The 18015-nt window shown below is 61.8% G+C and carries 18 protein-coding genes and 1 pseudogene; 17 read left to right on the top strand and 2 right to left on the bottom strand.

Annotated elements, in window-relative coordinates; genetic code table 11:
- The first annotated feature begins 23 nt into the window (after positions 1-23).
- Genes FVE66_RS05305 through FVE66_RS05280 form a run of 6 tightly spaced genes read left to right on the top strand, consistent with a single transcriptional unit; the run spans position 24 to position 5180 of the window.
- On the top strand, positions 24-701 hold the full coding sequence (locus FVE66_RS05305; protein WP_241673018.1) for a GntR family transcriptional regulator: 678 nt from the start codon (positions 24-26) through the stop codon (positions 699-701).
- 37 nt (positions 702-738) lie between these two features.
- Positions 739-1116 carry a carboxymuconolactone decarboxylase family protein gene (locus FVE66_RS05300; RefSeq protein WP_151446289.1) on the top strand — a complete coding sequence of 126 codons (378 nt, stop codon included), beginning with the start codon at positions 739-741 and terminating at the stop codon, positions 1114-1116.
- A gap of 3 nt (positions 1117-1119) precedes the next feature.
- Positions 1120-2004 carry an NAD(P)-dependent oxidoreductase gene (locus FVE66_RS05295; protein ID WP_151446288.1) on the top strand — a complete coding sequence of 295 codons (885 nt, stop codon included), beginning with the start codon at positions 1120-1122 and terminating at the stop codon, positions 2002-2004.
- Positions 2001-3272, top strand: coding sequence for an alpha/beta fold hydrolase (locus FVE66_RS05290; protein ID WP_151446287.1), 1272 nt, complete (start codon positions 2001-2003; stop codon positions 3270-3272). The genes FVE66_RS05295 and FVE66_RS05290 overlap by 4 nt, the downstream gene beginning before the upstream one ends.
- 56 nt (positions 3273-3328) lie before the next feature.
- On the top strand, positions 3329-4129 hold the full coding sequence (locus FVE66_RS05285; protein WP_151446286.1) for an N-acyl homoserine lactonase family protein: 801 nt from the start codon (positions 3329-3331) through the stop codon (positions 4127-4129).
- Between the two features lie 58 nt (positions 4130-4187).
- The gene (locus FVE66_RS05280) at positions 4188-5180 is read left to right on the top strand and encodes a tripartite tricarboxylate transporter substrate-binding protein (RefSeq protein ID WP_241673017.1); all 993 of its coding nucleotides are present in this window, start codon (positions 4188-4190) and stop codon (positions 5178-5180) included.
- Positions 5181-5264: 84 nt separating this feature from the next.
- Here FVE66_RS05280 and FVE66_RS05275 read toward each other — a convergent pair whose 3' ends face one another.
- A complete protein-coding gene (locus tag FVE66_RS05275; protein ID WP_151446438.1) occupies positions 5265-5738 on the bottom strand; it encodes a MarR family winged helix-turn-helix transcriptional regulator in 474 nt (157 codons plus the stop codon).
- 170 nt (positions 5739-5908) lie between these two features.
- Between FVE66_RS05275 and badH the strand changes: the two genes are divergently transcribed.
- The 7 genes and pseudogenes from badH to FVE66_RS05240 all read left to right on the top strand — a co-directional run.
- On the top strand, positions 5909-6676 hold the full coding sequence (badH, locus tag FVE66_RS05270) for a 2-hydroxycyclohexanecarboxyl-CoA dehydrogenase (protein WP_151446285.1): 768 nt from the start codon (positions 5909-5911) through the stop codon (positions 6674-6676).
- Positions 6677-6739: 63 nt separating this feature from the next.
- Positions 6740-7522, top strand: a complete 783-nt coding sequence (gene badI / locus FVE66_RS05265) for a 2-ketocyclohexanecarboxyl-CoA hydrolase (protein WP_151446284.1) — start codon at positions 6740-6742, stop codon at positions 7520-7522.
- A gap of 130 nt (positions 7523-7652) precedes the next feature.
- A complete protein-coding gene (locus FVE66_RS05260) occupies positions 7653-8639 on the top strand; it encodes a Bug family tripartite tricarboxylate transporter substrate binding protein (protein ID WP_151446283.1) in 987 nt (328 codons plus the stop codon).
- A 60-nt stretch (positions 8640-8699) separates the two neighbouring features.
- Positions 8700-9890, top strand: coding sequence for an acyl-CoA dehydrogenase family protein (locus tag FVE66_RS05255; RefSeq protein WP_151446282.1), 1191 nt, complete (start codon positions 8700-8702; stop codon positions 9888-9890).
- Between the two features lie 23 nt (positions 9891-9913).
- Entirely contained in the window at positions 9914-10705 is a 792-nt protein-coding gene (locus FVE66_RS05250) for an SDR family NAD(P)-dependent oxidoreductase (protein WP_151446281.1), read from the top strand.
- A 27-nt stretch (positions 10706-10732) separates the two neighbouring features.
- Positions 10733-11950: a CaiB/BaiF CoA transferase family protein gene (locus FVE66_RS05245; protein ID WP_151446280.1), complete on the top strand. Its 1218-nt coding sequence runs from the start codon at positions 10733-10735 to the stop codon at positions 11948-11950.
- 250 nt (positions 11951-12200) lie between these two features.
- Positions 12201-12347: pseudogene (locus FVE66_RS05240) on the top strand (transcriptional regulator); the annotation flags it as partial.
- Between the two features lie 33 nt (positions 12348-12380).
- On the opposite strand, the gene FVE66_RS05235 reads toward FVE66_RS05240, so the two are convergent.
- Positions 12381-13148 (bottom strand): SDR family NAD(P)-dependent oxidoreductase, encoded by a 768-nt coding sequence (locus FVE66_RS05235; RefSeq protein WP_151446279.1) that lies wholly within the window; start codon positions 13146-13148, stop codon positions 12381-12383.
- 140 nt (positions 13149-13288) lie between these two features.
- Here FVE66_RS05235 and FVE66_RS05230 point away from each other — a divergent pair, with 140 nt between their 5' ends.
- The 4 genes from FVE66_RS05230 (at position 13289) to FVE66_RS05215 (ending at position 18015) form a co-directional block, all read left to right on the top strand.
- A complete protein-coding gene (locus tag FVE66_RS05230; RefSeq protein ID WP_151446437.1) occupies positions 13289-14176 on the top strand; it encodes a LysR family transcriptional regulator in 888 nt (295 codons plus the stop codon).
- A gap of 166 nt (positions 14177-14342) precedes the next feature.
- Positions 14343-15098 carry a 3-oxoacyl-ACP reductase FabG gene (fabG, locus tag FVE66_RS05225; protein WP_151446436.1) on the top strand — a complete coding sequence of 252 codons (756 nt, stop codon included), beginning with the start codon at positions 14343-14345 and terminating at the stop codon, positions 15096-15098.
- 92 nt (positions 15099-15190) lie between these two features.
- A complete protein-coding gene (locus FVE66_RS05220; RefSeq protein ID WP_421829142.1) occupies positions 15191-16129 on the top strand; it encodes a tripartite tricarboxylate transporter substrate binding protein in 939 nt (312 codons plus the stop codon).
- 182 nt (positions 16130-16311) lie between these two features.
- On the top strand, positions 16312-18015 hold the full coding sequence (locus FVE66_RS05215; RefSeq protein WP_151446278.1) for a thiamine pyrophosphate-binding protein: 1704 nt from the start codon (positions 16312-16314) through the stop codon (positions 18013-18015).

The following is an 18015-nucleotide window of genomic DNA, read 5'->3' as shown; positions in this document are numbered from 1 at the left end:
AATTCATGATGAAGCCCGCCTCCATGCCCCCCATGCAAAAGCCGGAAACCCTGCGCACCCATGTCGAGAACCATTTGCGGCAGGAGATCGTCAGCGGCCGCCTGAAGCCCGGCGAAAAACTGATAGAGCGCGAACTGTGCGAATCGATGGGCGTCAGCCGCCCTTCGCTGCGCGAAGCGCTGCGCAAGCTGGAAGCTGAAAAGCTGATCGTCAACGTGCCGCATCGCGGACCGGTGGTGGCCAGCATGACGCTGGAAGACGCTCGCGACCTGTACGCCTTGCGCCGTTTGCTGGAAAGCTATGCCGCGGCCGAGTTCACCAAACATGCCAGCGACGAACAGGTCGAGAAGCTGGCATCCGTGGTCGAGCGGCTGCAGCGGCATGCCGCCAAAAATTCGCGGCGCGGCGTGATCGAGACAAAGTCGGAGTTCTACGCCGTCCTGCTGGGCGGTTGCGGCAACAAGCTGGTGATGGAGATCCTCGACGGCGTGCTGTCGCGCGTGAGCCTGCTGCGCGCCACTTCGCTGATGCTGCCCGAGCGCCTCCCCGAAAGCATGAAGGAAATCGGCGCCCTGCTCGACTGCATACGCAAGCGCGACGCCAAGGGCGCGCAACAGATTTCACAGAAGCACGTTAAAAACGCCGAAAAGGCAGCACTCGGCGTTTTCAAGGAACAGCTGCATCCCAAGCACCCCGATTAACAGCAGGTCGATTAACCAAAACCGAAAGGAAAACACCATGAACAAGGAAGCATTCGAAAAAGGCCTGGCAACCCGCCGCGCAGTACTGGGCGCCGAATACGTCGACAACTCGATCAAGAACGCCGACGACTTCAACATGCCAATGCAGGAACTGGTCACCGAGTACTGCTGGAACGAAATCTGGAACCGCGACGACCTGCCGCGCAAGACCCGCAGCTTCCTGAACCTGGCGATGATCACCGCGCTCAACCGTCCGCATGAACTGAAGCTGCACGTGCGCGGCGCCATCAACAACGGCCTGACCAAGGAAGAGATCCGCGGCGTATTCCTGCAAGCTGCAATCTACTGCGGCGTGCCGGCTGCGATCGACGCTTTCCGCGTTGCCAAGGAAGTATTCAAGGAAATGGAAATCTGATCCATGGCCAACCTTCACGTAGGCTTCATCGGCCTGGGAAAGATGGGCGTGCCGATGGCCGAAAACCTGCTGCGCGCAGGTTTTCGCGTCACCGGTTTTGACCTCAACCGCGAAGCAGGTCCGCAACTGGATGGCTACGTTGCCTTCGCCCGGGCCGACAGCGCAGCTGCCGCCGCACGCGAATCGCAGGCAGTGATCCTGATGCTGCCGGACAGCAAGGTGGTCGATGCGCTGTTGTGGGAAGGCGCACCCGGACTGGCCGCCACATTGGCCAAGGGCACCCTGATCATCGACATGAGTTCGTCCGACCCGGTGCACTCGCGCGGCAACGCCAGCCGGCTGGAGCAGATCGGCCTGGGATTCATCGATGCCCCGGTTTCAGGCGGCGTCAAGCGCGCAGTCGACGGCAGCCTGTCGATCATGATCGGCGGAACAGCGCAGGAAGTGGAGCGCGGGCGTCCGGTGCTGGAGGCAATGGGCAAGACGCTGATTCATGTCGGCGCTGCCGGCGCCGGCCATGCGGTCAAGGCGCTCAACAATTTCGTCTCGGCATCCGGCCTGATCGCAGTCTGCGAAGCATTGGTGGCAGCCGAGAAGTTCGGCATCGACCCGCACCTGGTCAACCAGGTCTTCAATGCCTCGACCGGCAAGAACAACACCACCGAGCACAAAGTGGAGAATTTCATGTTGTCGGGCAAATTCAACTCCGGCTTCGCGCTGGGGCTGATGCGCAAGGACGTGCAAACCGCCAAGGACTTCATTGCCGGCATGGGCACGCCGGATGAGTTCGTGCAGAAGTGCCTGGCGGTGTCGCAGGCTGCCGAGGCAGCGCTGGAAAAAGGCGCTGACCACACGGCGGTGTACGCCTACGTGCGCAGCGCGAAATGAGCCTGCGCGCCGGCCTGCAGCAAGCGGCAGGGATTGCGCTTGCGGTTCCTGAAATTGCTGCAGACGCGGCGCGCTGCCGCGCCTGCGTGACGCTCGAAATACGGAGCAATGTACACGCTGGCGAAGCGACGGCCGGTGAAGCGCAGGCTGTCGAGACGCTGCTATTGTGGTCGGGCGCGGCGTCCGGCCCGCAGATCGTGCTCAGCGCCGGCAGCAATACATGGAGCATGGTGTTCGCACGCATGCCGGCGCCCGGCTACCAGTCGCTGGGCGCGCTGCGGCGCAAGGTCGACGACTTCCGGATCGTGGCCGACGAACTTGCCATCGCCCAGGCCCTGCCTTTCATGGAGCGCTTGCTGGAACGCTTGCGCGAAGCGCTCAACGATGGCGCCTGCCAGCCGCCTGCGGCGCTGGACTGGAGCGGCTTGCGCCACTTGCACGGCGGCTATGTCGAACTGGGCAACACCGTGGCCGGCGCAGACTGGGCTTACGCCGAGACCTGCGGGGCGCATGACTCGCCTACGCTGCTGATGCTGCACACGGCCGGCGCCGATTCCCGCCAGTGGCATGGCCTGATGTCGATTGCCGCCATGCGTGCGCAATGGGCCATGCATGCATTCGATTTGCCCGGACATGGCCGTTCGCCTCTGCCAGCCGGGGTGCCGAACTGGCACTGGCGGCTGACGCAGGAAGACTATGTCCGCTGGGTGATCCAGTACATGGATGCGGCGAAGCTGGAGCGCGCCGTGCTGCTGGGCTGCTCGATGGGCTCGGCGATCGGGCTGGCACTGCTGGCGCGTCACCCGGAACGCTTTTCCGGCGCCATCCTGCTGGAGGCGCCCTACCGTTCGCCGGGACGCCGCTCGCCTTACCTGAATTCGCCCGAGGTGGATGGCGGACGACTGGCAGCCGCCTGGGTCGGCTCGCTGCTTTCGCCGGCCTCCCCGCGCGCGAGCCGCGATCATGCAACCTGGATCTATTCGCAGTCCGCGCCCGGCGTGTATGACGGCGACCTGGCTTTTTACAGCGACGACTTCGATGCCCGTCAGCACACCGCGGCGATCGACACCGCCCGCACCCCGCTGTGGCTGCTGACCGGTGACTATGACTATTCAGCCACGCCGGACGACACCCGCAAGGTGGCGGCCGAGGTTCCTGGTGCGCAGTTCCGCCTGCTACCCGGACTGGGCCACTTTCCAATGGTTGAGGACCCGCTGCGCTTGCACGGCTTGCTGGCTGAACCGCTGCGGGAGATGGCCGCCCGCTGACCAGCCAGATCAGTACACGGAATCATTACAAAACATCTGAACAAACAGGAGGAGACATGAACCCACGCAGTTGGGAGGTGTACGCCATGCGCTATGCGACGGTGCAGAGGCGGCGGCTGGAAAATTTCATCGCGCATGACTTGCATGATGCGGCGACCAGCATGGATTACTACGTCTGGTTCCTGCGCTCGGGCGACGAGACGATCCTGGTCGATACGGGTTTCGACCAGAAGGCCGCGGATGCGCGCAAGCGCACCCTGCTGCGCTGCCCCATCCGCTCGCTGCAAACGGCCGGGATTCACCTTGAGGACATCAAGGACACCATCATCACGCATGCGCATTACGACCATGCCGGCAATACATCCCTGTTGAAAAATACCTGCTTCCACATGCAGGAACGGGAGATGAACTACGCCACCGGTGCCGATATGCGGCATGCGTTCTGCCGCCATTCCTATGATCCGCACGACGTCTGCGAACTGGTCTACGCAAACTTCGAGGGCCGGGTCGGCTTCCACGATGGCGAATGGGAATTGCGGCCGGGGATCACGGTGCACTGGGTCGGTGGCCACACGCGCGGGCTGCAGATCGTGCGCGTGCATACCAGCCGCGGCTGGATAGTGCTGGCGTCCGACGCCTCGCACTACCTCGACAACCTGCGCCAGAAATCACCTTTCCCCATCGTCATGGATGTCGGCGACATGTTGCGCGGCTATGAGCTGATCGAGAAGCTGGCGGAATCGCCCGACCACATCATCGCCGGCCACGATCCGATGACCATGAAGACCTACCAGGCCAGCGGACCCGAGGGGCTGGAGATCGTGTCACTGACCAATCCGCTGCCGTCAAGAGCATAGCGAAAATTCTGAACACAACAAACATGACAAACATAACGAACATAGCGAGGAAGACAATATGAAATTTACCCCGACATCCACCAAATTACGTCCATTGCTGACCATGGCCCTGCTGTGCTGCGCCGGCCTGGTCTCGGCGCAAGCGGCCTATCCGTCCCGGCCGATCACCATCGTCGTTCCCTTCCCGGCAGCCGGCTCCACCGATGTCCTGGGACGGATCTTGGCCCAGAGCATGAGCCAGTCCTTGAAGCAGAGCGTCGTGATCGAAAATGTCGGCGGCGCCGGCGGAACAGTGGGCGCGTCCAAAGTGGCGCGCGCGCAGGCCGACGGCCACACGCTGCTGTTCCATAACATGGCGCAGGCCAGCGCCCCGGCGCTGTATGCGAAGTTGCCATACGACCCGGGGACTGATTTCGAGTCGATCGGCCGGGTAGTGGACGTGCCGATGATCCTGGTAGCGCGCAAGGATCTGGCAGCCAGCAACCTGCAGGGTGTGATCGCACTGGCCAAGTCCGGCAAGCCCGAACTGAACTTCGCCAATGCCGGCGTCGGCGCCACCTCGCACCTGTGCGAGGTGCTGCTGCGCTCGGCCACAAAGAGCAGCTGGCTGTCGGTGCCGTACAAGGGAACCGGCCCGGCGCTGAACGACTTGCTTGGCGGCCAGGTCGACCTGATCTGCGACCAGCCGGCCAGCACGATCGGCCACATCAAGGCTGGCAACCTGAAGCCGATCGCCACCGCCAGCCGGGAACGGCTGAACGCGCTGCCGTCGGTACCGACCATGAACGAGTCCGGCCTGCCCGGCTTTGAGCTGTCGGTCTGGCACGGCCTGTACGCGCCCAAGGGCACGCCACGGCCGGTGATTGAAAAGGTGAACGCCGCCCTGCTCCATGCGCTGCGCGACCCGGCCTTGCTGCAACGATTCAAGGATATGGGCGCCATACCAACCCTGCCCGCCGACGCCAGCCCCGAAATCCTGGCCTCGTTCCTGAAGGCGGAAATCGAGAAGTGGAAGGGTGCGATGAAAGGCGCGGGCGTGCGGGCGGAATAGTCCGACACGGCCAACGCGGCACGGCAAATGCAAAAAAAGAGGAACGCTGATGCGTTCCTCTTTTTTCATTCCGGCTGACAGTGCTCACGCCTCGTCGGCTTGCGCGGACTCCTTGTCATCATCCACGCGCTTCATGTTCTCCAGCAGCTTGAGCAGGTAGTGCAATGAATGGGTCATGTCTCCGACCGAAAAATCCTCCAGCACGTGCTCGTAGTACTTGTAAATCTTCGGCTGGGCCAGGTCGATCCAGACATGCTTGCCCGATTCCGTGATCGAGACCAGCCGCGAGCGCCGATCGCGCCCGTCAGGCGCACTGGCCACATGCCCGTCGCGCTCCATCCTGCCGATCAGGCCGGCCAGGTTCTGGCGGCTGACCATCAGGTAGCGCGCCAACTCTCCCACACTCATGCCGCCTTCGGCCTCGCGCCGGGACAAGGCGCCCAGCACCGCCCATTGCTGGGTGGTGAGCCCCTCCTTTTCGACTGCCCTTGTCCCTGTTTTATGCAACATGTTTGCGCATTGGTAGAGACGGAAAAACAAGCGATTGGCCAGTTCCATGCGGGTCGTCTTGATTGTCTTACTACTTGAAACCACTCGTTTCCCCTTCGAAAAGAGCCTTGCAGTAAAAAATGAACATCTCTATTATATGACAATACATATACATAGATTTGCTTCGGTCACCTCAAGTTTCCCGAGCATCCCAACCCTGTAGAAAGAAGGAACGAAGCATGCAGAAACTGGAAGGCAGGACCATTATCGTGACTGGCGGCGGCGGCGGAATCGGTGGCGCCACTTGTCGTCGGCTGGCGCTTGAAGGCGCCCGGGTAGCCGTATTCGACATGAACCTGGAAGCTGCCCAGCGGGTCGCGGACGGGATCCAGGCAGCGGGCGGCACGGCAATGGCCTTCCGTTGCGACATTACCGACCGCGCTGGCGTGGACGCTGCCGTGGCAGCCACCGAAAGCCAGTTGGGTCCCGTTCAAGTGCTGGTCAATAACGCCGGCTGGGATGTGTTCAAGCCCTTCATCAAGACCGAGCCCACCGAATGGGACAAGCTGATCGCGATCAACCTGGTCGGCGCGCTGAACATGCACCATGCCGTGCTGCCTGGCATGGTGGCGCGCAAAGCTGGCCGCATCGTGAACATTGCTTCCGATGCTGCCCGCGTGGGCTCCTCCGGCGAAGCGGTCTATGCTGCCTGCAAGGGCGGACTGGTGGCGTTTTCCAAGACCATCGCCCGTGAACATGCCCGCCATGGCATCACGATCAACGTGGTCTGCCCCGGGCCGACCGACACCGCCCTGCTCGCCAGCGTGACTGACGCCGCACCAAACCCTGAAAAATTGATCGAAGCGTTCACCCGCGCCATTCCGCTGGGCCGTCTCGGCCAGCCGGACGACCTGGCCGGGGCAATCTCCTTTTTTGCAAGCGACGATGCCAGCTTCATCACCGGCCAGGTAATCAGCGTCTCGGGCGGCCTGACCATGAACGGCTGAGGCTGAGGCTGCGAACAGCTCGCACTGCAATACTCACTAAAACTCTCAAAGAAGGAAAGCACCATGGAATTCGAAGACATCCTTTATGACGTTCGCAACGGCGTGGCCTGGATCACGATCAACCGCCCGGAGAAAATGAACGCCTTCCGCGGACAGACTTGCGACGAACTGATCAAGGCGCTCAATCGTGCCGCCTATGACAAGGACATTGGCGCAATCGTGCTGGCGGGCGCCGGCGACCGTGCCTTCTGCACCGGCGGCGACCAGTCCGCGCACGACGGCAACTACGACGGCCGCGGCACCATCGGACTGCCGATCGAAGAATTGCACGCCGCCCTGCGCGACGCGCCCAAGCCGGTCATTGCCCGGGTCCAGGGCTATGCAATCGGCGGCGGCAACGTGTTGTGCACGATTTGCGACCTGACGATCTGCTCCGACAAGGCCCAGTTCGGCCAGGTCGGCCCCAAGATGGGTTCGGTCGACCCTGGCTACGGCACCGCATTCCTGGCGCGCGTGGTCGGCGAAAAGAAGGCGCGCGAGATGTGGTACATGTGCCGCCGCTACTCGGGCGCAGAAGCCGTGGCGATGGGCCTGGCGAATGTATGCGTGCCGCACGACCAGCTCGATGCGGAAGTGCAGAAATGGGGCGAGGAACTGTGCGAGCGCAGCCCGACGGCACTGGCGATCGCCAAGCGCAGCTTCAACATGGACACCGCGCACCAGGGCGGCATTTCCGGCATGGGCATGTATGCGCTCAAGATGTATTACGACACCGCCGAATCGCGGGAAGGCGGCAATGCGCTGAGGGAAAAACGCAAGCCGGAGTTCCGCAAATACATCAAATAGCCGTTGCGGGTGACCGCGCTCGATCAGCTGGCCCCGGATCGGGAGCCAGCTGTCATCGAAGATCGAAAACATGAAAACACGCTGACCAGGCGACCGATCTTCACACCGAAATACCTTACAGGAGACGACAATGAAAACCCTAGCCTTGCTCAAATCCATCGCCCCGGTGCTGCTGGCCCTGGGACTGTCCACCCTTGCCCCGGCGGCACAGGCGCAGGCGGCATTTCCTTCCAAGCCCATCACCATCGTCGTTCCCTTTCCTGCTGGCGGCACCACCGATGTCGTTGCACGCGCCCTGCAGGCTCCGCTCCAGAAAATCCTGGGACAAACGATCATCATCGACAACAAGGCCGGGGCTTCCGGACTGATCGGCGCCAAGCATGTCCAGAATTCGGCGGCCGATGGCTACACGATCCTGTTGCCGAACAACGGATATCTGATTTCGCCGCTGGTTTCCAAGGACGCGGGATACGACGCCCTCAAGTCTTTTGCGCCTATCGTCGTCCTGTCGAAGCAGCCGATGATACTGGTCACCCACCCGTCGGTGCCGGTCAATAACCTGAAGGAGCTGATCGCCTATGCGAAGGCGCGGCCCAAGCAATTCGAATTCGCCAGCTCGGGGCCGCTCAGCTTCACGACATTGTCGACCGAGCTTTTTGCCCAGCGCGCCGGCATAGAGCCGCTGCTGGTCGCCTACAAGGGCCAGGGTCCTTCGCTGCAGGCCGTGCTGGCTGGCGAGGTAAAGGCCCTGCTCAACGTCACCTCGCCACAGATGAACAGCCTGATCCAGTCCGGAAGGTTGCGTGCCCTCGGTGTCTCGTCGCCACAGGCGACGCCACTGGCGGCCGGAATCCCGCCGATGTCGGATGCGGTCCCTGGATTCAGCGCCGAATTGTGGTTTGCCCTGATCGCTCCGGGCGGCACCCCCAAGGACGTGGTCAACAAGCTGAACGCCGCGGTCAACCAGGCCCTGGCCATGCCTGAAGTCAGGGAGAAACTGCTCAATTCCGGCGCCCAGGCCCTTGGTGGCAGCCCCGAGCAAATGGCCAGCATGATCGAAGCCGAGTACGCCAGCTGGAAGGACGTGCTCCAGAAGGCAAATATCAAGCCGCAATAGCAATGCAGCCGGCCTGCCGGCCCAGCATGGCCGGCAGGCTTCAATTGATCGGGAGTGGAAATGACGTATTCATTGACCAGCGAGCAGATCGCGTTCCAGGACATGCTGCGGCGTGTCGCCCGGGAGCGCGTCGCGCCAAGGGCGAACGAGATCGACCGGACCGACGAGTACCCGCATGACATGTTCGAACTGCTGAAGGAGCTGGACCTGTTCGCCCTGCCATTTTCCGAGGAATTTGGCGGAACAGGAAGCATGCTTTCTGCGTGTCTCGCCGTTGAAGAACTCAACCGGGTCTGCTACGCAACGCCTTACCTGCTGGTGATGCAATGGGTACCATGCGAGGCGCTGCAGGCAGCCGGCAATGAAGAACAGAAGAAGCGCTTTTTGCCGCGATTGTGTTCCGGCGAATTACGCGCCGCGTTTTCCCTGACCGAACCGCAAAGCGGATCGGATGTCTCGGGAATCAAGACCCGCGCGGTCAGGGTCGATGGCGGCTACCGGATCAACGGTGCCAAGATCTGGTGCACCAACTCCAACATGGCCGACTTCGTACTGGTGGCGGCCAAGGTTTATCGGGACAGCGACCAGCCGGTCGGCATCAACCTGTTCATCATTGAAAAAAACACGCCCGGATTCACCGTCGGCCCCAAGGAAGACAAGATGGGCGCCCGGGGGATGGCCTCGTGCCCGCTGTTCCTGGATGATGTGTTCGTCCCGGACGCCAACCGGCTCGGGCCGGAGGGCAACGAAGGATTCAAATCCGTGATGGAATCGCTGGCGCTCGGCCGGCCAATCATCTCGGCGCGGGCGGTCGGACTGGCCCAGGGAGCCATCGACCATGCAGTCGAGTTCGTCAAATCCCGCTTCGCATTCGGACAGAACGTCAGCGACTTCCAAGGCATTCGCTGGATGCTGGCCGACATGCAAATGCAGACCGAAGCGGCACGGCAGATGGTGTACCGGAACGCGTCCATGATCGACCAGGGCGCGTCCGGCCTGGAACTGGCGTCGATGTCCGCCATGACAAAAGCCTTCTCGACCGATGTCGCCATGAAAGTCGCCACCGATGCGGTGCAGCTGTTCGGCGCTGCCGGCATCTCCAACGAGTATCCGATCAACCGCTACTTCCGCAACGCCAAGGTATTGCAGATCGTCGAGGGCACCAACCAGATCCAGCGCAACATCATCGCCGACAACCTGCTGGGCCGCACGAGCAGGAAGAACAGGACCGGCGCGCCACCCGCGCCCTGAATCATCACTAGCCGGAGAGCAGGATGGACAAGCAGGATCTGAAGGGAAAGGTGGCGCTGGTCACCGGCTCTACCGACGGACTGGGCCTGAGAATCGCCGAGAGGCTGGCCGAACGGGGCGCCGAGGTGGTCCTTAACGGCAGGTCTGCGGAGAAGGGCGCCAAGGCCTTGGGCGAGCTACAAAAGGTGCCGGGCTTGCTGGCGGCGCCACGCTTTGTACAAGGCGATTGCGCTAACTACGAGGCGGCAAGGCAGGTCACGGAACAGACCGCATCCTCCACCGGACGTATCGACATCCTCGTCAGTGCCGGCGCGACCGGGGCGGTGCGTCCCATGCCGTTTGCGGAGATGAGCGGAGACGACCTGGTACAGGGTTTCAACTCGCGCTTCTTCGCGCGGATCAATCCGGTGCATGCCGCCCTGCCCTTCCTGCGGGAGCACGGCGGCACGGTGGTCCTGATTGGCACCGATGCGGCGCGTCATCCGACGCCGGGCGAATCCATCGTCGGCGCCTTCGGCGCAGGCGTGATCCTGATGACCAAAGCACTGGCCCGCGAATTTTCGCGCTGGAACATACGCGTGAACTGCGTCGCGATGACCATCACATCCGGCACGGCGAGCTGGGACCGGACCTTCTCGGAGCAAACCTTCCAGACCAAGATCTTCACCAAGGCCGTCGAGCGCTTTCCTTCGGGCCGCGCACCAAACGCGCAGGAAGTCGCCAGCGTCGCCACTTTCCTGGCCACCGACGATTCCGCCCAGGTGACCGGGCAGACCATCAGCGTCAACGGCGGGCTTTCCTTCGGCGGCTGGTAAAACTTTTCTTGAATCGAGGCAGTTCACATGACAGTTCAGCACGGAGCCATTGCAGGCCTGAAAGTGATAGACCTGACGCGCGTGATCGCCGGTCCGCTTGCAGGGCAGATCCTGGCCGATCTCGGCGCCGACGTGATCAAGGTGGAACGTCCCGACATTGGCGATGACGTCCGCCACCTTGGCCCGCCATGGCTCAAGGACAAGGACGGCAAGGAGCTGAAAGAGGCAACGTACTTCCCCACGGTGAATCGCGGCAAGCGATCCATTACCGTCGACTTTGCACAGCCCGAAGGCGCAGCCCTGGTGCGCGACCTGGTCGCCAATGCCGACGTCCTGCTCGAGAACTTCCGGCCGGGAACGCTGGAAAAATACGGGCTTGATTACCAGGCCCTTTCTGAGATCAATCCACGCCTGATCTATTGCTCGGTCACGGGCTTCGGACAAACCGGCCCCTATCGCGACCGGGCTGGCTACGACTTCCTGATGCAAGGCATGTCGGGCGTGATGTCGGTCACCGGCAAGCCGGGCAGCGGACCCACACGGGCGGGCTTGCCGATCGCGGACTTTTCCGCGGGACTGACCGCAGTGATCGGGATACTCGCTGCGCTGAACTTCCGGCATACGACCGGACGTGGCCAGTGCGTTGACGTCGCGCTGTTCGATTGCCAGGTCGCGATGATGCTGAATGTATTTTCGGCGTGGTTCAACAGCGGCGTCGCGATCCAGCAGGCAAACGACCATCCAAGCGCGTGTCCGCATGGCGTGTTCCCGACCGCGGACCGCCACATCATCATCGCCACCATGAGCGACGCCCAGTTCGTTCGCTTGTCCAGGGTGCTCGGCCATCCGGAATGGGCCACCAATCCCCTGTATGTCACCAACGGCGGACGCGTCGACAACCAGGCCACGCTGATCCCCCTGATGTCGGCGGTATTGCAATCTGCCCCGAGCAAACATTGGCTCGATCTGCTCGACATGGCGAACATTCCGGCGGGCCCGATCAATACCGTGTCCGACCTGGAAGGGCATCCGCAAGTGGATGCAAGGGAGATGGTGGTTTCCATGCCCGATGAAAAAATGGGCCAGGTCAGGATGGCAGGCAATCCGGTCAAGCTGTCCGCCAGCCCGGTTGTCTATGACCGCGCCCCGCCAGGGTTGGGCGAGCACACGGAAGAAGTGCTGATGAATGAATTGAAGCTTTCGCCGGAAGCGATTTCAGCGCTTCGCAAGAATTCGATTATCTGAACCCGCGCCAGGCACATATGCATATTCCGGAAGATTCGATTACTTTTCGATGAGGCTGGATTAAGATTGATACGTCTCCTCCATTCTCTAGTGGAATTAGCCGCAGGCCAAAACGCCTGCGGCATTTTTTTGGGCAAACCGACCCTGTTCAGAGCGAATCCGTAACCAAGCATGCTCGCCGAATGCCAGACTTTCCGACGAAATTGACGCAGAAACCGTTGAAATGGCCTGAGTGGCCACGGAGCTGAACATGGACATCCGCCCCATCCACACCGAAGCAGACTACAAAGCCACCCTCAAGGAAATTTCGGCCTTGATGGAAGCAGATCCTGAACCTGGCACTCCAGACGGAGACCGCCTGGACATCCTCGCCACGCTCGTCCAGGCCCATGAGGCCTTGGCAAGTCGCTAATTACCGGTCCCTTTTCGTTCAGAGGCCCCGGCCACCGGCGACGGCCAGGGTCTGCCCAGTGATAAAACCAGCGTTCTCCGACAGCAGGAAACAGGCGGTCTGCGCGATGTCGTCGGGAATGCCCAGGCGACCGATGGGCGTGGCTTGCCTGATCTCTTCATTCATGGCGGCGCCGACTTCGGCTGCCATCCCGGTTTCGATGCGTCCCGGGGAAATGCAATTGACCCGGATGCCGTAGGGCGCAACTTCTCCGGCAACTTGGCGCGTGAGACCGACCACTGCCGACTTCGATGCGCAATAGTGCACACCAGCGACAATCGAAAAACGATGAGCCGCCATCGAACTGATGTTCACGATTGCCCCTTTGCGCCGCTCGATCATGCCGGGCAGGACCGCGCTCATCAGGTAGAAGTAACCGTTCAGGTTGACATCGACCACCTTGCGCCATTCATCGGGCGGTGTTTCCCAGCACATCCGCTTGCGCCCCCCGACCTTGGGTGAAATGCCGGCATTGTTGACCAGCAGGTCGATATTGCCGAATCCCGGCGTCAACTCCACCTTCCGGACTGCACCGATCACCGAGTCGCAACCGGTGTCGTGCCGCAGCGGGACCACCAGTCGGCCCAGCTTCTCTATGGCGACGACAGTTTCCTGAAGTCCCGCTTCGTCCAGGTCCAGGACACAGACATCGGCGCCGCTGGCGGCCAACTCCATTGCGATTGCGCGGCCGATTCCGCTACCTGCACCCGTTACCAGTGCGCGACGCCCTGCCAGACTGCATTCCATAAGCCATCTCCTCCTTGATTTTCTTTGTTGTCGGTGTTGCTGCTGCCGCCGTCCATTTGCACGGCGCAGCCGATAAAAGATTTTCGTATCAGCGTACGCGGATGATCGCAGTCCTGCCGATGTCGTGCTATGTTTTCCGCATGGATCTCCAGCACATTCGCGCTTTCGTTGCAGTTGCCCGCGAAGGCAACCTGACCCGTGCAGCCAGCCGCCTGCATCTTACCCAGCCAGCCGTCAGTGTCCAGCTCAGGAATTTCCAGCAAAGTCTCGGCCTGACGCTTTTCGTCCGCACCGGACGTGGCCTGACCCTGACACCAGATGGCGCCGAAATCCTGCAACAAGCAGAGCGGGTACTGGCCGCTGTCAGCCAACTGCAGCTACGGGCGGGCCGCATGCAGTCCAGCCTGCGCGGCGAACTGTCGATCGGCACCAGCCTGGACCCGGAGGTCACCCGGCTTGGTGCCTTGCTGCAGCGACTGGTGGAAATGCATCCGCAGGTGCGCACCAAGCTGCATCACGGCATGTCCGGCTGGACGCTTGAGCAGATTGCCAACGGCAAGCTGGACGCCGGCTTCTATCTGGGCGAGATCGATCAAGATGCCTCGATGCCGACATTTCATGCCATTCCGCTGGCGACGATTTCCTATTACGTGATCGCTCCCAAGCAGTGGAAAGACAGAGTGGCCAACAAGGGCTGGGCAGAACTGGCCGCCCTACCCTGGATCTGGTCGCATCCGCATTCGGTCCATAACCGCATGCTGACCGAAAGGTTTGGCGCGCATGGCGTCAAACCCCATATCGCCGCAGAAGCAAATGTGGAGGCGTCAATGCTGGACATGGTCCGTTCCGGCATCGGCTTGTCGCTGGCACGTGACCTGGTGGCTTTGCGCGAATCGCAGGCCAATGGCATGGTGGCGATACGGGATTTCCCCCTACAGGCCGAACTGTCTTTCGTCGCACTGGAAAGCCGCAAGGACGAAGTCCTGGTCGACGCCATCCTGGGCGCAGCGACCGCAGTATTCCAGTGAACAGCAGATTTTTGTGCGTCGCAATATTAGTCAATTTTTATGGATCGTTCACGATAAATCATTGGATCTGTCCCTGCGACTGAAACCATAATTCATGCGGTCCTGGCGGTCATTGAAGACGCCGTCCGGACCGCTGACAAATGCAGCCAAGGACACCATGATGAAAATTGAACCGGCCCGGATCGCGCTGGTCACAGGCGCTGCACGCGGCATTGGCCGCGCCACGACCAATCTGTTGCTTGAAAAAGGTTACCGAGTGGTCGCAGTGGACCGCGCGACGATCGATCCAACTTCGTCCGCTGGCAGCCCGGTCAACCAGAACCTGTGGTCCGCGAGCGTGGACGTGACCGACCATGCCGCCATCTCCGCGCTGCGCGACGAGATCAGGAAACGATGGGGCGATGTCGCTATCGTTGTCAACAATGCGGCTATCTCTCCGAAGAAAGCGAACGGGCGCTCGGCTGGCATACTGGAAATCGACGACCAGGAGTGGCAACAGGTACTCGCGGTAAACCTGACTGCCGTCCTCAAGATTGCGCAAGCCTTCCTGCCTGGCATGCAAGCCGGCAATTGGGGACGCATCGTCAATGTTTCTTCGCTCGCTGGCAGGACCAAATCGATCGCGGCCGGCGCCAGCTACATGTCTTCGAAAGCCGGGGTACTGGCACTGACCCGAGCCATCGCTGGCGAAATGGGGCCATTCGGCATTACGGCAAATGCCATCGCGCCGGGCCGGATCCTGACTGACATGGCAATGTTGTCCGGACCGGAAGCCAACCAGTTGCATGCGCAACAGGTACCCGTGCGGCGGCTCGGCACAGCCGAAGAAGTGGCGGCATCGATCGCCTTCCTGGCATCGGAAGAAGCCGGCTTCATCAACGGCGCGGTGCTCGACATCAATGGCGGCTTTTACATGCCCTAGCGTCGCAGCCGTGGCCCCAGCATACAAAAAAACATGAACACAAAGGAGACCAAACCGTGAACAAGATCCGCAGGCTCGCCAGTTTCGCCGTCATGACCGGCATTGCCGCCATGGCAGGCATCATCACCAGCAGCGCGCACGCTGCCGGCTTCCCCGAAAAGGAAGTGAACGTGATCGTCAATTTCGGACCAGGCGGTGTGACCGACCTGATGACCCGCGAACTGGCGCGCGAGATGGAAGCCGAACTCGGCAAGCCGGTAGTGGTCACCAACAAGCCTGGCGCATTGGGCACGCTCGGCCCGGCCTACCTGGCGCGCCAGAAGCCGGACGGATACCAGGTCGCCGTAATGTCTTCCTCCGCGCTGACGATCGCGCCGCACCTGATGAGCACCCCCTACACGCTCAAGGATTTCGACTTCATAGCTGGCTACGGCCGCTTCCGCTATGGCGTGGTGGTACGGGCCGACTCGCCCTACAAGTCCATGCGCGACCTGGTCGAGGCAGCCAAGGCAGGCAAGTCAATTTTCTTCGGCTCGCCGTCGACGCCCAACAGCCTGGTGATGTTCGACCTGGGCCAGAAAACCGGTGCCAAGTTCGAGCAGGTCTCCTACAAATCCGGCCCCGACACCATGGCAGCGCTGATGGGCGGACAGGTGGAAGTCATCGTTCCGAATCCATCCGACGTGATGGGTTACATCAAGACCGGCAAGCTGCGCCTGCTGGCGTCGGCCGGCCAGGTCCGCTGGCCGGAGTTTCCGGATGTGCCCACCATCAGGGAATCCGGCTACCCGGTCGCGATGGATGCGTGGGTAGGACTGGCGGTGCCAAAAGGATCGCCGGCCGAGGTGCTGGCCCGCCTGCAGGCGGCGGTCAGGACTGCAATGAACTCGCCGCGGCTGCTGGCTGCATACAAGAACATCGGCGTCGATCCGGTCAATCTCACCGGCGAGGAATACAACAAGCTGCTGCTCCGGGATGTGGAAGAAATGGGCAAGCTGATCAAGGCTGCCAACCTGCCCAGGAACAACTGAGCAAACCGGGGCTGGCCGCCGCCCCGCAGGTCATCACCAGATGGAACCCGCGTAGCGTAGCCGCGCGGCTTCCGCTTTCACAACAAACGGTTCGGGAGCGAATTCCCCCTGCTGGCCATGCGGCCAGTGGGTTCGCTCGCCCTTCCAGGCCCGCACCCGGGCCACAACCTGGAGCATTTTCCATGGCAGTCAACAAGCTGTTTGAAAAAAATGTCAGCGCAGGCCACGGCATCGGCCGCGTGCTGGAGGAGGCTGGAATCGAGATGGTGTTCGGCATAGCCGGCGGCCATTCGGGGCACATCTGGGCGGCGATGGCCGACTACCAGGACACGATACGGACCATTCTGGTGCGCGAAGAGTCGCTGGCAAGCGTGATGGCCGAGGTCTACGGCCGCCTGACCCGTCGTCCGGGGGTTGTGATCGGCCAGGGCCCGTGGGTGCTTGGCAATGGCCTGCTCGGTACGATAGAGGCGCACCTGTCCAGTTCACCCATGCTGCTGCTCACCGATTTCAGCGATACCCCCGGACTGTCGTTGCACGCGCCGTACCAGTCAGGTACCGGCGACTATGGCGGCTGGGATGCGCGCCGCAGTTTCAGCGGCGTGACCAAGCAGGTGATGGAGGCGCACCGGCCGGCCGAAGCCGTGCATGCGACCCAGCTTGCGATCAAGCACGCACTGGCAGGCCAGCCGGGCCCGGTCGCCGTGCTGTTCAGCGTCTCCGCCTTCAACGGCCACGTGACAACCGATAGCCAGCCAAACCTGTACCCCACCCAGTGGTATGTCCCGCCGCAGATGCTGTGCGTGGACGAAGCCCGCTTGCAGGCCGCGGTGCAAGCGCTGGCTGCAGCCAAGCGCCCGGTCATCATCGCGGGCAACGGCGTGCGTATCGCAAATGCCTATGAACAACTCAAGCGCCTTGCCGAACGAGCGGACATACCCGTAGTGACCACGCCATCCGGCAAGGGCGTGTTTGCCGAGACCGACCCGCGCGCGCTGGGCGTGTTCGGAACCTTCGGACTGCCGGCTGCCAATGCCTGCGTTGCGCAAGCAGACCTGGTGCTGGTGATCGGTTCCAAGCTCACGGCCTCGGACACCGTGCGGGAAAACACTGCCCTGCTCGACCCCACCCGCCAGGTGTTCATCCAGGTGGACGTCGAGCCGCGCAATGCCTCGTGGTCTTTCCCGGCGGAACACGTCCTCATCGGCGATGCCGGGCATGTGCTTGATCGCATGGCAGAAGGGATCGGAGCTTCGGGCAGCGGGGCAAATCGCGTCGCTGCCTATCGCGCCGAACATGGATATTTCAACTCGCCCGAGTACAGCTCTGGCTCGTTGCCAATGCTGCCGCAGCGGATCATCGCCGAAATGGGAAAAGCCCTGCCGGATGATGCGATCGTGACCTGCGACGCCGGCGAGAACCGCATTTTCATGATGCACTTCTACCAGACCCGCAAGGCCGGTGGCTTCCTGCAGGCGGCAGGAGCCGGCCCCATGGGGTATGCGATTCCGTCGGCGCTGGCGGCAAAACTGGTTCATCCGGATCGCACGGTAGTGGCGGTATGCGGCGATGGCGGCTTTTCGATGACCATGAATGGCCTGATGACGGCAATCGAGCACGACATTCCCATTATCACCGTAATTTTCAACAATCAGATGCTGGGTTGGTCGACCCATATCCGCGGACCGTTCGCCGCCCAGTTCCACGACTTTGATCACGCTGCGATTGCCCGCAGCATGGGTTGCAATGGCATCAAGGCGTACACACCGGAAGAATTTTCTGCCGCGCTGACCGAGGCGACAGCGTCCCGGGTGCCGACCGTTATCGATGTTCGGATCTCGACCGAATGGTCGTATCAGGACGTGACCTCGCCGCTGGCTTCCTGA

Source organism: Lacisediminimonas profundi, assembly GCF_008831265.1.
Lineage (GTDB): Bacteria > Pseudomonadota > Gammaproteobacteria > Burkholderiales > Burkholderiaceae_D > Lacisediminimonas > Lacisediminimonas profundi.
The sequence above is the reverse complement of the archived record's forward strand: the minus strand, read 5'-3'. Positions and strand labels throughout refer to the sequence as shown.

Bases quoted from the DNA above. Each gene is read 5' to 3' on its own strand.
- FVE66_RS05305 (WP_241673018.1), top strand. From the start codon at position 24: ATGCCCCCCATGCAAAAGCCGGAAACCCTGCGCACCCATGTCGAGAAC.
- FVE66_RS05300 (WP_151446289.1), top strand. From the start codon at position 739: ATGAACAAGGAAGCATTCGAAAAAGGCCTGGCAACCCGCCGCGCAGTA.
- FVE66_RS05295 (WP_151446288.1), top strand. From the start codon at position 1,120: ATGGCCAACCTTCACGTAGGCTTCATCGGCCTGGGAAAGATGGGCGTG.
- FVE66_RS05290 (WP_151446287.1), top strand. From the start codon at position 2,001: ATGAGCCTGCGCGCCGGCCTGCAGCAAGCGGCAGGGATTGCGCTTGCG.
- FVE66_RS05285 (WP_151446286.1), top strand. From the start codon at position 3,329: ATGAACCCACGCAGTTGGGAGGTGTACGCCATGCGCTATGCGACGGTG.
- FVE66_RS05280 (WP_241673017.1), top strand. From the start codon at position 4,188: ATGAAATTTACCCCGACATCCACCAAATTACGTCCATTGCTGACCATG.
- FVE66_RS05275 (WP_151446438.1), bottom strand. From the start codon at position 5,738: ATGGAACTGGCCAATCGCTTGTTTTTCCGTCTCTACCAATGCGCAAAC.
- badH (WP_151446285.1), top strand. From the start codon at position 5,909: ATGCAGAAACTGGAAGGCAGGACCATTATCGTGACTGGCGGCGGCGGC.
- badI (WP_151446284.1), top strand. From the start codon at position 6,740: ATGGAATTCGAAGACATCCTTTATGACGTTCGCAACGGCGTGGCCTGG.
- FVE66_RS05260 (WP_151446283.1), top strand. From the start codon at position 7,653: ATGAAAACCCTAGCCTTGCTCAAATCCATCGCCCCGGTGCTGCTGGCC.
- FVE66_RS05255 (WP_151446282.1), top strand. From the start codon at position 8,700: ATGACGTATTCATTGACCAGCGAGCAGATCGCGTTCCAGGACATGCTG.
- FVE66_RS05250 (WP_151446281.1), top strand. From the start codon at position 9,914: ATGGACAAGCAGGATCTGAAGGGAAAGGTGGCGCTGGTCACCGGCTCT.
- FVE66_RS05245 (WP_151446280.1), top strand. From the start codon at position 10,733: ATGACAGTTCAGCACGGAGCCATTGCAGGCCTGAAAGTGATAGACCTG.
- FVE66_RS05235 (WP_151446279.1), bottom strand. From the start codon at position 13,148: ATGGAATGCAGTCTGGCAGGGCGTCGCGCACTGGTAACGGGTGCAGGT.
- FVE66_RS05230 (WP_151446437.1), top strand. From the start codon at position 13,289: ATGGATCTCCAGCACATTCGCGCTTTCGTTGCAGTTGCCCGCGAAGGC.
- FVE66_RS05220 (WP_421829142.1), top strand. From the start codon at position 15,191: ATGACCGGCATTGCCGCCATGGCAGGCATCATCACCAGCAGCGCGCAC.
- FVE66_RS05215 (WP_151446278.1), top strand. From the start codon at position 16,312: ATGGCAGTCAACAAGCTGTTTGAAAAAAATGTCAGCGCAGGCCACGGC.